This window comes from Halanaerobium saccharolyticum (genome assembly GCF_004362045.1).
In the GTDB taxonomy this organism is placed as follows: Bacteria; Bacillota; Halanaerobiia; order Halanaerobiales; family Halanaerobiaceae; genus Halanaerobium; species Halanaerobium saccharolyticum_C.
Genome location: NZ_SNWX01000008.1, coordinates 1 through 13,914 on the forward strand (window position 1 = coordinate 1; position 13,914 = coordinate 13,914).

The 13,914-nt window shown below is 36.4% G+C and carries 14 protein-coding genes; 13 read left to right on the top strand and 1 reads right to left on the bottom strand.

Annotated elements, in window-relative coordinates; genetic code table 11:
* Positions 1-175 precede the first annotated feature (175 nt).
* The 5 genes from DFR79_RS06620 to DFR79_RS06640 all read left to right on the top strand — a co-directional run bounded on the left by DFR79_RS06620 (position 176) and on the right by DFR79_RS06640 (position 5,131).
* The gene (locus DFR79_RS06620; protein ID WP_133514717.1) at positions 176-1,114 is read left to right on the top strand and encodes a 1-phosphofructokinase family hexose kinase; all 939 of its coding nucleotides are present in this window, start codon (positions 176-178) and stop codon (positions 1,112-1,114) included.
* Positions 1,115-1,129: 15 nt separating this feature from the next.
* Entirely contained in the window at positions 1,130-1,858 is a 729-nt protein-coding gene (locus DFR79_RS06625) for a pirin family protein (RefSeq protein ID WP_133514718.1), read from the top strand.
* A 232-nt stretch (positions 1,859-2,090) separates the two neighbouring features.
* Complete coding sequence (hflK, locus tag DFR79_RS06630; protein ID WP_133514719.1) at positions 2,091-3,137, top strand: FtsH protease activity modulator HflK; 1,047 nt, start codon at positions 2,091-2,093, stop codon at positions 3,135-3,137.
* Positions 3,134-3,991 carry a protease modulator HflC gene (hflC, locus tag DFR79_RS06635; RefSeq protein WP_133514720.1) on the top strand — a complete coding sequence of 286 codons (858 nt, stop codon included), beginning with the start codon at positions 3,134-3,136 and terminating at the stop codon, positions 3,989-3,991. The genes hflK and hflC overlap by 4 nt, the downstream gene beginning before the upstream one ends.
* Before the next feature lie 90 nt (positions 3,992-4,081).
* Positions 4,082-5,131, top strand: a complete 1,050-nt coding sequence (locus tag DFR79_RS06640) for a branched-chain amino acid aminotransferase (protein WP_347814029.1) — start codon at positions 4,082-4,084, stop codon at positions 5,129-5,131.
* A gap of 112 nt (positions 5,132-5,243) precedes the next feature.
* Here the strand turns inward: DFR79_RS06640 and DFR79_RS06645 are convergent, their stop codons facing one another.
* A complete protein-coding gene (locus DFR79_RS06645) occupies positions 5,244-6,470 on the bottom strand; it encodes an endo-1,4-beta-xylanase (protein ID WP_133514722.1) in 1,227 nt (408 codons plus the stop codon).
* A 161-nt stretch (positions 6,471-6,631) separates the two neighbouring features.
* On the opposite strand from DFR79_RS06645, the gene DFR79_RS06650 reads away from it, so the two are divergent.
* The 8 genes from DFR79_RS06650 (at position 6,632) to pepT (ending at position 13,872) form a co-directional block, all read left to right on the top strand.
* On the top strand, positions 6,632-7,189 hold the full coding sequence (locus DFR79_RS06650; RefSeq protein WP_133514723.1) for a hypothetical protein: 558 nt from the start codon (positions 6,632-6,634) through the stop codon (positions 7,187-7,189).
* Between the two features lie 167 nt (positions 7,190-7,356).
* Complete coding sequence (locus DFR79_RS06655; protein ID WP_133514724.1) at positions 7,357-8,601, top strand: MFS transporter; 1,245 nt, start codon at positions 7,357-7,359, stop codon at positions 8,599-8,601.
* Positions 8,592-9,323, top strand: a complete 732-nt coding sequence (locus DFR79_RS06660; RefSeq protein ID WP_133514725.1) for an ABC transporter substrate-binding protein — start codon at positions 8,592-8,594, stop codon at positions 9,321-9,323. The genes DFR79_RS06655 and DFR79_RS06660 overlap by 10 nt, the downstream gene beginning before the upstream one ends.
* Positions 9,324-9,705: 382 nt before the next feature.
* Positions 9,706-10,197 carry a phosphatidylglycerophosphatase A family protein gene (locus DFR79_RS06665; protein WP_166637995.1) on the top strand — a complete coding sequence of 164 codons (492 nt, stop codon included), beginning with the start codon at positions 9,706-9,708 and terminating at the stop codon, positions 10,195-10,197.
* A 43-nt stretch (positions 10,198-10,240) separates the two neighbouring features.
* The gene (locus DFR79_RS06670; RefSeq protein WP_133514726.1) at positions 10,241-11,059 is read left to right on the top strand and encodes an alpha/beta hydrolase; all 819 of its coding nucleotides are present in this window, start codon (positions 10,241-10,243) and stop codon (positions 11,057-11,059) included.
* 27 nt (positions 11,060-11,086) lie between these two features.
* Positions 11,087-12,046 (top strand): OmpA family protein, encoded by a 960-nt coding sequence (locus DFR79_RS06675; protein ID WP_133514727.1) that lies wholly within the window; start codon positions 11,087-11,089, stop codon positions 12,044-12,046.
* An 18-nt stretch (positions 12,047-12,064) separates the two neighbouring features.
* A complete protein-coding gene (locus tag DFR79_RS06680; RefSeq protein WP_133514728.1) occupies positions 12,065-12,454 on the top strand; it encodes a DUF6438 domain-containing protein in 390 nt (129 codons plus the stop codon).
* 203 nt (positions 12,455-12,657) lie between these two features.
* Positions 12,658-13,872, top strand: a complete 1,215-nt coding sequence (gene pepT, locus DFR79_RS06685; RefSeq protein ID WP_133514729.1) for a peptidase T — start codon at positions 12,658-12,660, stop codon at positions 13,870-13,872.
* Positions 13,873-13,914 lie beyond the last annotated feature (42 nt).

Below are 13,914 nucleotides of genomic sequence, written 5' to 3' on the forward strand. Positions count from 1 at the left end.
TCAAGTTATATTGATGTTAATTTTAAATTTTGAATTACCATTAATGTTAATATGTGCCATTTGGGTTACCCACACTAAATAGCGAAGAGCCAAATAATTAAAGGAAGAATTTAATATTTAAAGAATAATATTTATAGACATTGTTCTTAAATTGCTATTAGAGAAAGGAGAAAATATGAAAAATATAGTTACCTTTACTTTAAATCCGACTATTGATAAAAATTCGAGTGTTGATCATGTTAAGGCAGAAGATAAACTTTACTGTGATAAACCAATTTTTGAACCAGGTGGTGGCGGAATTAATGTTTCCAGAGCTATCAAAAAACTCGGAGGAAGCTCCTTATTACTCTATACTTCTGGTGGTTTTACCGGTAAAAAACTGGATAAACTGCTGGCAGAAGAAGATCTTAATAAAAAAGCGATAGAAATTAAAGCAGAAACCAGAGAAAATCTAATTATTACTGAAAAGACATCAAGTCTGCAGTATAGGTTTGGGATGCCAGGTCCTGAGATCAATGATCAGGAATATAAAAAAATATTTAAGGTGTTGAATGGATTAGAACCTTTTCCTGATTATCTGGTTATTAGCGGCAGTATTCCTGAGGGTGTAAGTGATGATATTTATGCAGAAATGGCAGAGCTAGCTAAAAAGAAAAAGGCGAAAGTAATAGTCGATGTATCGGGACCTCCTTTAAAATCAGTGATCAAAGAAGGGGTCTTTTTAATTAAACCAAATCTGGGTGAATTTCAGGATTTTGTTGGGAGAGAACTAAAAAATGAAGAGGAAATAAAAGAGGAAGCTCTAAAACTGGTTGAGAATAAGTCATGCCAGGCGATTGTAATTTCAATTGGAGCCGGTGGAGCTCTGCTGGTTACAGATCAGAAAGCAGAATTTATGCGACCTCCGACTGTTCCCATTAAAAGTAAGGTAGGAGCAGGAGATAGTATGGTAGCAGGATTAGTATTGAGTCTGGCCAGAGGAGATAGTCTAAAAAACTCTTTTCACTATGGGCTGGCAGCTGGTTCTGCAGCAGTAATGACCCCAGGAACTGAATTATGTACTAAAGAAGATACTAATAGACTATTTAAAAAAATGGTCAAAAATAGGTTGTAAGAAGGAGGAAAATTAATGAATGCAAAAAAAGTTTCAGCGGTAAAAAAAGCTGAAGGTTCAGGAGCGGAAGTAAAAAGACTTTTTCCAAATAGAAATCACAATGGTTTTCATGATCCCTTTGTCCTGCTTGATGAATTTTTTGTGGAGCCTCCAAATGAATTTGCCCCCCATGAACACCGCGGTTTTGAAGCAATAACCTATATGCTGGAAGGCCATTTTACCCATGAGGATAATCTGGACAATAAAGCAACTGTTGGTCCGGGTGGAATCCAGGCCTTTAATGCAGGTAAAGGAATTACTCATTCCGAAAAACCTGGAAAAGAAGGGTTAAGCAGAGGTATTCAGCTCTGGGTAAACCTGCCGCAGAACAAGAAAAAATCAGAACCAAGTTATCAGTTTATCGAAGCTGATAAAATTAATGAAAAAGAAAATGATAATTTAATTATTAGAGAAATTGCAGATGATAATTCTGAATTGATTTTAAATACCAAAATCACATATTTAGATATTAAAGCGAAAAATGATACGAGTTTTCATCATAATCTAGACTCTGGTGAGGTTTCAGTAATCTACTTAATTAAAGGTAAGATAGAGGGAGAATACGGTTTAGAGGCGGGAGAAGGATTGCTTGTAGAGGCTGGAGAAAATATTTCTCTGACTCTAAAAAAAGACAGCCGTCTAATTTTCTTAAGAGCTAAAGCCCATAATCAGGAGATTAAACTGAGGGGTTCTTTTGTAGAATAGTGAATAAGAAATATCAGAACTTAAAAAAGATAAAATATTGAGCTGATGATTAATAATTGCTTTTTAAATATAGAACAGCCTCTAAAAGGGGGCTGTTTTTTTATGCATATTTAACCTTAAGTCTTCAATATGGAAAATTAAGTTTTAATTATTGCCCAGGATGTTATATACTTAATTAGCATTTGTTAAAAAGTCCAAAAATAGTGTTAGAAGTAAGGAGGCAGATTTAGAAATGAATGAAGATCTAAATAACAATGATAATTTTAACAAAAACTCAGATAAAAACGATTTAAAAGAGCAGCTAAATGATATTAAAGCATTTATGCAGAAATATCTGGGGGGAATCAATATCTGGATAATTGTAATTGCAGTTATCACTCTCTGGGCTGCTCAGGGATTACACACAATTGATGAACCAGAAGTCGGTCTGGTTAAAAGGTTTGGTAAACATGTGAGGACAGTAGGACCAGGGCTCCATTATCATATTCCTGCTCCAGTGGAAACGGTAATTCCAGTTGATGTAAAATCGGTCCGGAAAATAGAAGTGGGATATGAAACAATATCACCTCCCCCAAATCCCAAATACAGATCCAATAAAGAAGAGGCACTGATGCTGACAGCTGATAATAATATTGTACATATCGAATTTGCAGTACAGTATAAAATACAAAATGCTGAAAACTATGCCTTTAATGTCATCAATGCGAGGACTTTATTAAAGGAAATGGCTGAGGCAGTAATGAGAGAAGAGGTAGCTAAAACTAATTTTGAAGATATAATAACAACTTCTAGAGGGGAGATAGCACAGAGTGTTCACACTGGTCTGCAAAAGCTTGTAAACAGCTATGATACAGGAATGATGGTGGAAAATGTAAAATTGCAGGATGCTAATCCCCCTCAACCGGTGACTGCAGCTTTTGATGATGTAAATAGTGCTAAAGAAAATAAGGAAAATTATATTAATCAGGCTACAGCCTATGCCAATGAAGTTATACCTCAGGCAGAGGGAAAAGCTTCTCATGTAGTAAATAAAGCAGAAGCATATAAACAGGAAAAAGTTGCTCGTGCCGAAGGTGATGTGGCTAAGTTTAAAAATGTTTTAACTGAGTATAAAATGGGTAGTAAAGATGTTACCAGAACAAGGCTTTATATTGAAGCAATGGAAGAGATTTTACCAAATACAGAAAAAATTATACTTCCTAAAAATGAAGAAGGCAATTCTGTTTTAAAATTACTTGATTTAAATAAATTGCGAAATGCCGGAGGTGAGAGTAAATGAAAAAATTACTAACATTTTTAATGATAATTTTAGTTATCGTGCTGGCTTATAACTTATTTACTTTTACTGTTGATGAAACGAAAACGGCAGTTGTTAAACAATTTGGTGAGGTAGTAAAGATTTCTAAAGAGCCAGGGCTGCATTTTAAGATGCCCTTTGTGCAAAATATTATCTATCTTGAAGATAGAATTTTATCTTATGATATTGAACCACGAAAACTGATTACCTCTGATAAAAAACATCTGCTGGTTAATAACTATGCACTCTGGAAGATTGATGACCCACTGGAATTTGTCCAGTCTATGAGTGGACAGCGTACACTTGCTCAAACCAGGATTGATGATATTGTTTATTCCAATCTCCGCAACAAACTGGCTTCAGAGACTTTTAATAATATAGTTTCCGAAAAAAGAATTGGTTATCTCAACTCAATAACTGAAAAGAGCAGGAAACAGTTAAAAGATTATGGAATTCATTTAATAGATGTCAAAATTAAAAGAGCTGATTTACCTGAAGCTAACGAAGAAGCTGTTTACGAAAGAATGTCTTCAGAAAGAAAACAGAGAGCTAAACAAATAAGAGCTCAGGGTCAAAGAGAAGCTGAAATTATTAAAGCTGAGGCTGATAAAGAAGCTGAAATAATCGGTGCTCTGGCAGAAAAGAAAGCTCAGGAACTCAGGGGGCAGGGTGATGCTAAAGCACTGCAGGTTTATAGTGATGTCTACAGTCAGGATACGGAATTTTATAAATTCTGGCGCAGTCTGCAGTCCTATAAGAACTCTCTCAAAGAAAAAACGACTATCATTCTTTCCGAAGATATGGAATATCTAAAATATCTTAATCCTGCAAATTAAATAAGAATAAGTAATTTTCTATTTTATCGGCCCTTCTCTTTTTGAGGAGGGCTTTTAAATTATATTTAAAAATGTTATGATTAGGATAATATATTTAGTAGGGAGGAGCTAAAAATGAGCAAGAAAAACTTGGACTGGGAAAACCTTGGTTTTGAATATTATGAGACAGAGAAGAGGTACATAGCAAATTATACAAATGGTGAGTGGGGTAAGGGAAAACTAATTTCGGATCCCAATGTAGTGATCAATGAGAGTGCAGCTGTCTTACAGTACTGTCAGCAGGTATTTGAAGGCTTAAAGGCTTATACCACTAAAGATGGCAGTGTAGTAACCTTTAGACCGGATTTAAATGCAGAGCGGATGTTGGATTCAGCAGCGGGATTACAGATGCCGCCCTTTCCTAAAGAAAGATTTTTGGAAGCAGTTGATCAGGTAGTTGAAGCAAATCTGGACTGGGTGCCACCCTATGGAACAGGAGCTTCCCTTTATCTGCGGCCATTTATTTTTGGATCTAAAGATGTGATTGCTATTAAACCGGCAGAAGAGTTTCAGTTTAGACTTTATGCAACTCCAGTTGGACCTTATTTTAAAGGCGGGGTAAATCCTCTTACTCTTAGAGTCAGTAAATATGATCGAGCAGCTCCTCGCGGTACAGGCCATCTTAAAACCGGGCTAAATTATGCAATGAGTTTAAATACTACTGTAGAAGCTCACCAGGAGGGATATGATGAAAATCTATTTTTAGATGCTGCAACCAGAACCTATGTTGAAGAAAGTGGAGGAGCCAATATTATTTTCATTACCGAAGATAATGAGCTGGTGACACCAAAATCAAGCTCAATTTTACCTTCAATAACTAAAAGATCTATTCTCTATCTGGCTGAAAATCATCTTGGTTTAAAAGTTACCGAAAGACCGGTAAAACTGGAGGAAGTAAAAAACTTTGCAGAGGCAGGTCTCTGTGGTACAGCAGCCGTAATTTCTCCTGTGGGTAAGATAGTTAAGGGAGAGGAAGAGATTGTTTTTCCCAGTGGAATGGATGATATGGGCCCAACAATTAAAAAATTATATGAGACTCTGACTCAGATGCAGCTGGGAGTTATTGATGCTCCAGAAGGCTGGATCAGAAAAATAAAATAATGAATTAAAAATATTTTTTATAAGTTAAAACCCTTCTCAAAATTACAGTGAGAAGGGTTTGCTTTATCATCTTTAGTTAAAACAGTTGATTAATTCAATTATCCAGGATAAATTAACTTAAGTTTAAAATAATTTTTGCTTGATCTTTTTCTAAGTTAAAACTAGCTTCTTTATTTTTTGTTTTTAAAGTATATTCTCCCAGAGTACCTTCAAATTCAATTTCGCCGGCAGCATCAGTTTTTAGATTTTTGTTTTCGGTCCACCATTTATCTTTAATTAATTTTTTGAGCTCATTAAAGGCCGGTTTTGCCGAATAATCTTCTCTCAGCAAACCGGAAGGTGCATTTAACCACTGACCATCAATTAAATCCCACCAGGTAATACCTTTTACCAGCGGATGAGAATATAATGTCTTATAAAACTCCACCACATTTTCTGCCTGTCTTTTTTCTCCAGCTGGAGTAGAAGGCCAGTTTTCAACCTGATAATCATTTAAATCAACATAATGAGCAGGCATCAGTTCACCTGAAACCATTGTAACCTCACTGAACTGGATTGGAATCCCAAAACGGCTGAACCTTTCTAACACAGACTGAGTTTTTTCAAGCCCCCAGTATCCCTGATGCATGTGGGACTGGATACCAATATTATCAATTTCAACTCCTGCTTCCAGACAGCCTTCAATCAAAATTTCATAAGCAGCTGTAGTGTTAAAATCATTGAGGATAAAAGTAGCTTTTGGAGCTTCCTTCTGAGCGGCAGCGAATAATTCTTTGATTACATTAATCCGCCCTTTAGCCTGAGCAACTCGAGTTAAACCATTATCATATTTATCAAAATTGGGCATGATTACAACTTCATTGATCACATCCCACATATCAACCAGATCTTTAAAGTCATTGATATCTCTTTTTAGACGCTTAAGCTGTGCTTCCCAGATTTCCTGATTGCTTAAGTCTAAAAGCCAGTCAGGTGCAAGGGTATGCCAGCTTAACGGATGACCTTTAACAGTTAAGTTATTATCCTGACAAAATTGGGCTGCATTTTTTAGCTCTCGGGTTCTCGGTTTTCCTCTTTCGGGTTCAAACTGGCCCCAGTAAAAAGGAAGAGTGGTGAAATTAAATATATCCAAAAACTTTTCTATGTATTTTTCAGTATTCGCTTCTGCTTCAGAATCAAGCTGATTATTAGCATAGGGTACAAATTCAAAACCATTACAGCCAAAAAGAAATTGATGGTCTGTCTGTGAAATTTCTACTGCTTCATTTTTAAGAGATTTTTCCTGTCCGTCTAAAATTTTAACTTTTAATTTTTGTTGTCGGTGATCCAGATTATTCATTAAATTTCCCCCTCGAGAATATAATTTAAGTCTTAAATTAACTCTTAATTTATTATAACATAAATTGAGATGAGGAAACAGATGAATGTTAGATAATTACTATTAATCAATAAGGAGCTTATATTATACTTAAACAAATATCATGAGGAGGTATAAATATTATGAAGAGAAATATTTCTATTCTATTAGCTTCACTGCTGATTTTGACTGCTTTAATGCCGGCATCACTGGTAGGTGCTCAGGAAAATTCTAACTTTGATCAAATTATCCAGAAGATTTCGGATAACCAGAATCTTAACCCGCAGGAAAAAGATGAGTTATTTGATAAAATAATTAAACTTCACTATGAGGAGGGAGTTAATCTTAATGAAATTACTCAGATATTAGACTCCAGTGTTACTTATGATCAGCTGGATAATGAATTTGAAAATTTAAATGATCTCTATGATGATAATGATGACAAAGATAATGATGACAAAGATAATGATAACGACAGAGATGATGACAACGATAGAGATGATGACAAAGATGAGATGCATGATGACAATAGAGATGATGATGACGATGAAATGCATGATCAAGATAACAAAGATGATGATAATATAGATGATCAAGATAACAAAGATGATGATAATATAGATGATCAGGATGACAAAGACGATAATAATGATGATGATAATGATGACGACAACGAAGATAATGAGCGTGATGATGATTAATTAACTTTAATTTAATTCAGTAAAAATACCTCAGCCTTTTTTTAAAAATGCTGGGGCATTTCTTTTTAAAAATTATTTGTTAAATGTTTAGTAATTAACTGAATTAAGATAAAACTCCTGATATTATTTTGAACGAATGATTAAAAATAGAATGAGGAGTTTTGCTGATGAATAAATCGTTAAAAAAATCATATCTAATCTTTATCTGGCATGGTTTCTTTTTAACCCTGACGATGTCGATGATAGATTTTAATACAGTTTTTCCTTCCCTGGTTTCAACTCTAATTGACTCTAAAATAATTTTTGGCCTTTTATATTCAATTATGCTTGGTGCACCTCGAATTTTTAATATTATTTTCAGCCATTATATGAATGCCTATGATTACCGCAAGAAATTTCTGCTGATTGGAATTTACCTGAGGGCTTTTTCATTTTTGGGAATGGCTGCTTTTACCTATTATTTCGGCAGCAGTTCACCTAATATAGTTATTATTTCTTTCTTTTTCTGGGTGCTTGTTTTTTCAATCAGCGGTGGTTTTGCCAGCATATCCTATGGAGATATTATTGCCAAAACCGTTGGTAGAGAGGAGAGAGGTAAACTCTATGCCAGCAAACAATTTGCCGCCAGCCTGGCAGCTTTTATGGGAGGAATGGTAGTCCAGAACATATTTTCAGGTGATAAATTTGGCTTTCCTCTAAACTATTCTATAACCTTATTTATTGGTTTTGTCGGCTTATTAATTGCAGCTTTTGCTTTTTGGATGATCAAGGAGCCTCCATCTGTCAATAAAGATGAGGATCTACTGTCACTTAAGGAATACATTAAAAAGGTGCCCGCTATTTTAAAAAAGGATAAGGATTTTGCCTCTTTTATTATCATCGAAAATATGGCGAGCTTCAGCCTGATGCTGCTGCCTTTTTATATAGTTTATGCTCAGGACAGCTTTGGTATTGGAACTGATTACATCGGCAGATATCTTTTATTCCAGATTGCAGGGACTATAGTTTCCAATCTGCTCTGGGGCTACATCTCTGACAAATTAAATTCGCAGGCGGTAGTCCGAATCTGTATTTTGGGAGGAGCTGTAATCCCTATTATTGCTCTGCTGCTCAGCAATTTTGGACCTGAAACTTATTCAATGATTTTCTTTTTAATTGGATTTTTAATCAGCGGCCGCAAGGTTGGGTTTGAGCCATATCTCTTAGAAATTGCACCAGATGACAGAAGAACAGTCTATTTGGGAATCAGGGGAACTTTAAACTTTTTAGTTGTCCTGCTGCCTTTAATGGGAGGAATATTTATTGACTTTTTTGGCTATTTATTCACATTTATCCTTGTTTCTGTAGTAATGTCTGCAGCTTATTACCTCCTCAGGCGGAAGAGCATCAGGCAGGAGATAAGGTGCCGGTAGTAATTCAGTCTGCAACTCCAGTTGTCTATCCAATCATCATGAAGCTTTTGAAATCAAAAGATCTGATGGATAAAATTGAAATTAAGGAATTAAAAATGTGGGATAAGGCTGAAAAACACATGAGCTGGCTGATGAACGGGAAGGCAGATATTACTTTTTCAGCAGTTGTAGCAGCAGCCAAATTGTACCTCAACGGCATCGATTTGAAAATGAAGTCGGTCAATGTCTGGGACAACTTTTATCTTCTAACCAGAGGCTATCAGACTGAGACTTTTGGGGATTTAAAGGGACACACCATCCATGTACCGCTGGCTAAGGGAACTCCTCCTTTTGGAGTTACTAAATATTTAATGAAGAAAAAGGGATATAATCCTGATGATTTTGATTTTGCCTTTGGACAGCCTTTCGGCCGGCCGGAGGAATTGAAGGCTGACTTTGTGCGGGGGAAAATTGATACTGTGCTCCTGAGAGAGCCGGAGGCAAGTTTTGCCCTCAACGAAGCCGAAGATGCTGTAGTTTCTATAGCCTATAAGGATCTCTGGCAGGAAATTCATCCAGATGCTGGGAAACTGCCAAATGCCGGGCTGGTATTTAAAGGAGAATTTGCTGATCAGCACCCAGCGATAGTAGAGCTCTTTATGAGAGAAATTGAAAAGGCAATTAAAGAAATTAATGATGATCCTAAAAAATCAGTTGAGGAAAGCTTTGACATAATGGGGTAGACTCCGGAAGCTGTAGAAAAGTTTTTAGAGCGGGTTGACTTTGATTTTAAATCAGGACTTAAAGACTCGGAGCAGATTATTTACTATCTTAAAGTACTGGCTGAAGAAGGTTCATTTAAAGCAAAGGGTGAGCTTTCAGATTTAAAAGAGATGTTTAGATAAAATTATCTAGCTGAAGTTTAACAATATATAATAATTTTTGTCCCCTGTGGCCTCTTGTGCTCTGCAGGGGAGTTTTATTAAAGGAAAAATCAATTTAGTGTATAATACTAATAATAGTGATGTTAAAAATAATGAAAAGGCTTTTCAGCACAAAGAGACTTTTGTGGTCAATTTTGTTTACTAAAAATTATTTATATTTTAACTAATGAGGGGTGCTGTAATGAAAGATTCAATGGAAAAATTATATAAAAAATCAATTGAAGTTTTAGATGAAAGAGGAGTAACTATTGAGGATATTGCAGAGCTGGTAAAGAAACTGCAGGAGCCTTATAGCCCGGACATTAGTCTGGAAGAATGCATAGAAAATGTGGATCATGTTTTAAAAAAGAGAGAGGTGGCACATGCTATTTTAACCGGAGTGGCCATTGATCAGCTGGCAGAACAGAAAAAGCTGCCGGAGCCGATACAGAGTATTATCGATACTGATGAAGGACTTTACGGAATTGATGAGATTCTGCCGCTTTCAATTGTCAACCTCTACGGGACAATCGGCCTGACAAGTTACGGCTATCTTGATAAGGCAAAATCAGGAATAATAAAAGAGCTGGATACCAAAAAGGACGGGAAAGTTAATACTTTTTTAGATGATTTAGTAGCAGGTATTGCTTCCGCAGCAGCCAGCCGCTATGCTCACGGAGAGGGAACCGAATAATAATTTGAGGCTTTTTTAATAAAATAAAATGGGAGGTTTTATAATGCACAACACTGAATTTATTGAGACCTTTGATGATCAGAAACTATTTTTACGTCGGGATCTGGTTGATGATCCTCAGGCTGTAGTAATCATTGTTCACGGTTTAAATGAGCATCAGGGGAGATATGATTATTTTGCCGGCAGGTTGAATGGAGAGGGCTTTTCAGTTTACCGCTTTGATAATCGCGGCCACGGCAGATCCGATGGAGCCCAGTCCTATATTGAAGACTTTAATACCTATTTAGATGATGCGGACACGGTTTATGAGCTGGTCAAAAAGGAAAATCCTGAACTGCCAATCTTTATGCTCGGCCACAGCATGGGCGGATTTATTGCAGCCGGCTATGGGGTTAAATATCCCGATAAGCTGAATGGTCAGATCTTAAGTGCTGCAGCGACCAATGAACTTGAGGCCTTCAAAGAATTAGAAGAGCTGAGCCTGGAGGATAATCCAGAGATGAAGCTCCCCAATGAGCTGGGTAAATTTGTTTCCAGATCAGATTATGTAGTTGATGACTACGAAAAGGACCCCTATGTTTCTGAATTTACTACTTTAAAACTAATGAAGGTTGTCTTTATAGATCAAGGAATACCCTGGTTGGTTGATAATCTTAAACAGTACGAGTATCCGGTTTTAATTCTACACGGTGAGGGAGATAAGATAGTTGATCCGAGCTGTTCCAAAAAATTCTATGATTTAATTGCTGCTGAGGATAAGAGCCTAAAGACTTATCCTGAACTCTACCACGAGATACTTAATTCAGAAGAAAAGGAAACAGTGATCAATGATATTTTAAACTGGCTGGAGGAGAGAGTTTAAACCATTATTATACGAGGAGATGAGCTAATGAAAACTAAAAAGTGGGTGCTGATGGTATTGATTCTTGTTGTAATCTTAGGGACAGTATCTATGGGTTTAATGGCTGAGGACGAACTTGCTATTCTTCCAATATATGAAGGTAGTGAACTCATTTATGATGACCAATTTGGATTTGAAGAACTTCCAGTTATTTTGGGCGAAGATACTGTTGATAGAGTTGAAGGCTATATTCGGAGATTATGGTTAAAAGCACCTGAGGGGAGATCTCCTTATGAGATTATTAGAAATTATGAGGCAGCTGTTGAAAATATAAATGGTAAGATTCTTTTTAAGTCAAGAGATCCTCAGACAATAAAAATAGGAGATATTTATTTTTCTGAATATTTCAGTACCGTCAGACAGGATAGAGGGCTGGCAACTCATGTCTTTACTCACAGCTATTTTCCTGAAAAATTGAGCGAATATCTGGTTTCCAGGGCGACAGTTAATCAGGTGGATAATTATATTATTGTTGCAGCCGGTAAGGGCCACATGGCAGCCAGCCAGGAAGAGGATACTTATTTTGAAATAGTTATTGTAGAGTTAGAAGCTATGGAAATGGATATGGTTACAATGGAGTATTTAGAAAGTGGAATTGAAGCAGAGGGACGAGTTGCTGTTTATGATATCTTATTTGATACAGGAGAAGCGAGAATAAAGGCAGAATCTGAAGAAGCACTGGCTGTAATTGCTGACTTCTTATTAGAAAACAGCGGCAAGAAATATCTGGTAGTTGGTCATACAGATTATATAGGCAGTTATGAGATGAATCTAAATTTATCTGAGGCCAGAGCCGAGGCTGTTGTCGAAAAGCTGGTAAATCAATATAATATAAGTGGAGATCAGTTAATTTCTGCAGGGGTTGGACCAGCTGCACCAGTAATGAGCAACCGGACTGAAAATGGAAGAGCAAAGAATCGGCGGGTAGAAATTGTTGAGCTTGACTAAATTAAAAAGGAGCTTAAAATGTTTAGAAGAATATTTTTAGCCAGAACCCCCTGTTTTGGACACTGTCCGGTTTATAAGCTGGAGATTTATCCAAACGGTCAAGTCAATTATTTAGGAAAATATTTTGTAAAAATGGAGGGCTTTAAGAGCTGGCAGATTGAAGCTCAGGCAGTAAAAAAGTTAAATGATTTAATCGAAAAATATGATTATTTTAAAATAAAAGAACAGATGGCTACTATTATTACTACTGATTCTCCGGGCTGTATAACTGAGATTATAATGGAAGACGGCAGAAAGAGGAAAATAAAGAATGACTACGGCTGTAATCAGTGGCCGCCAAAACTTAAGGCCTTTGAAAATCAGATTGATCAGATAGTTAATTCTGCTGAATATGTTGAAGAAGAATAGAAGCTGATACCTGAATAAAGCTCTTCTCTTAGTGAGGAGGGCTTTATATTTTTACTGAGATCATGTATAGCCAGATAAAGGCAGCATTAGTGGAGCGGTTATTGATTTAAAAAAATATAAGAGATAGAGCTGAATGCGGGAAATCACTGCTTTTTAACGAAGATTTTATTAAGCAATAAAAATCAAATAAGGAGATGAAAAAGATGGATAAAATAATTGAAAGATTTAAAAGATATATAGCAGTAGATACAAGATCTGATTCTGATTCAGAAACTGTTCCGAGCACTAAAGGTCAGCTGGAGCTGGGCAGAATTTTGGTGGAGGAATTGAATGAATTAGGATTAGAAAATGTAGTCCAGGATGACAAGGGATATATTTATGCAGAGCTGCCTGCAAATACAGCTGAAGGAGTTCCAGTTATTGGCTTTATAGCCCACTTAGATACCAGTCCGGATTTGGATGGTCAGGTTACTAATCCCCAGCTAGTAGATTATCAGGGTGGAGAGATTAAATTAAATGATCAGTACAGCCTGACTGAAGCCGAGTTTCCAGCCTTAAAAGAATTAAAAGGTAAAACTCTAATCACCACAGATGGAACTACCCTTCTGGGTGCTGATGATAAAGCAGGGATAGCTGAAATTCTAACTGCACTCGATTATTTAATCTCAAATCCAGAGATCAAGCACGGCACAATTAAGGTCGGCTTTACACCTGATGAAGAAATTGGCAGAGGAGCAGATCACTTTGATGTCGAGGCTTTTGGAGCTGATTTTGCCTATACACTGGATGGAGGTCCACTGGGAGAACTGGAATATGAAAACTTTAATGCTGCTTCTGTTGACTTAAAAATTCAAGGTAAAAATGTTCATCCAGGTACAGCTAAGAACGTTATGGTCAATTCTATTAAAATAGCGATGGAATTAGATGCGATGCTGCCGACTGCAGAAGCACCTGAACATACAGAAGGTTATGAGGGCTTTTATCACTTAACTGATATCGAGGGAAGTGTTGATTATACTACTTTAAGTTATATTATTAGAGATTTTTCCCAAGAGGGGTTTGAAAATAAGAAGGCCTTGATACATCAGGTTGTGGATTTTTTAAACAATAAATATGGGAATGTAATTGAAGTAAAGATAGAAGACAGCTATTACAATATGAAAGAAAAGGTAGAGCCTCATTTTGAGATAATTGAGCTTGCTAAAAAATCAATGGAGGACTTGGAAATAACACCGAATATTAAACCTATCAGAGGTGGAACAGATGGAGCCAGACTCTCCTACATGGGACTGCCAACTCCCAACTTATTTGCTGGAGGCTATAACTTTCACGGCAGGTTTGAATTTATTACGGTGGAAAATATGAAGAGGGCTGCCGAATTAATAGTTAAAATTGCAGAAAATGCAGCTCAGAAATAAAAATTTTTTCAAAATAGCTTGGATAAATTTATGGAGGTTATT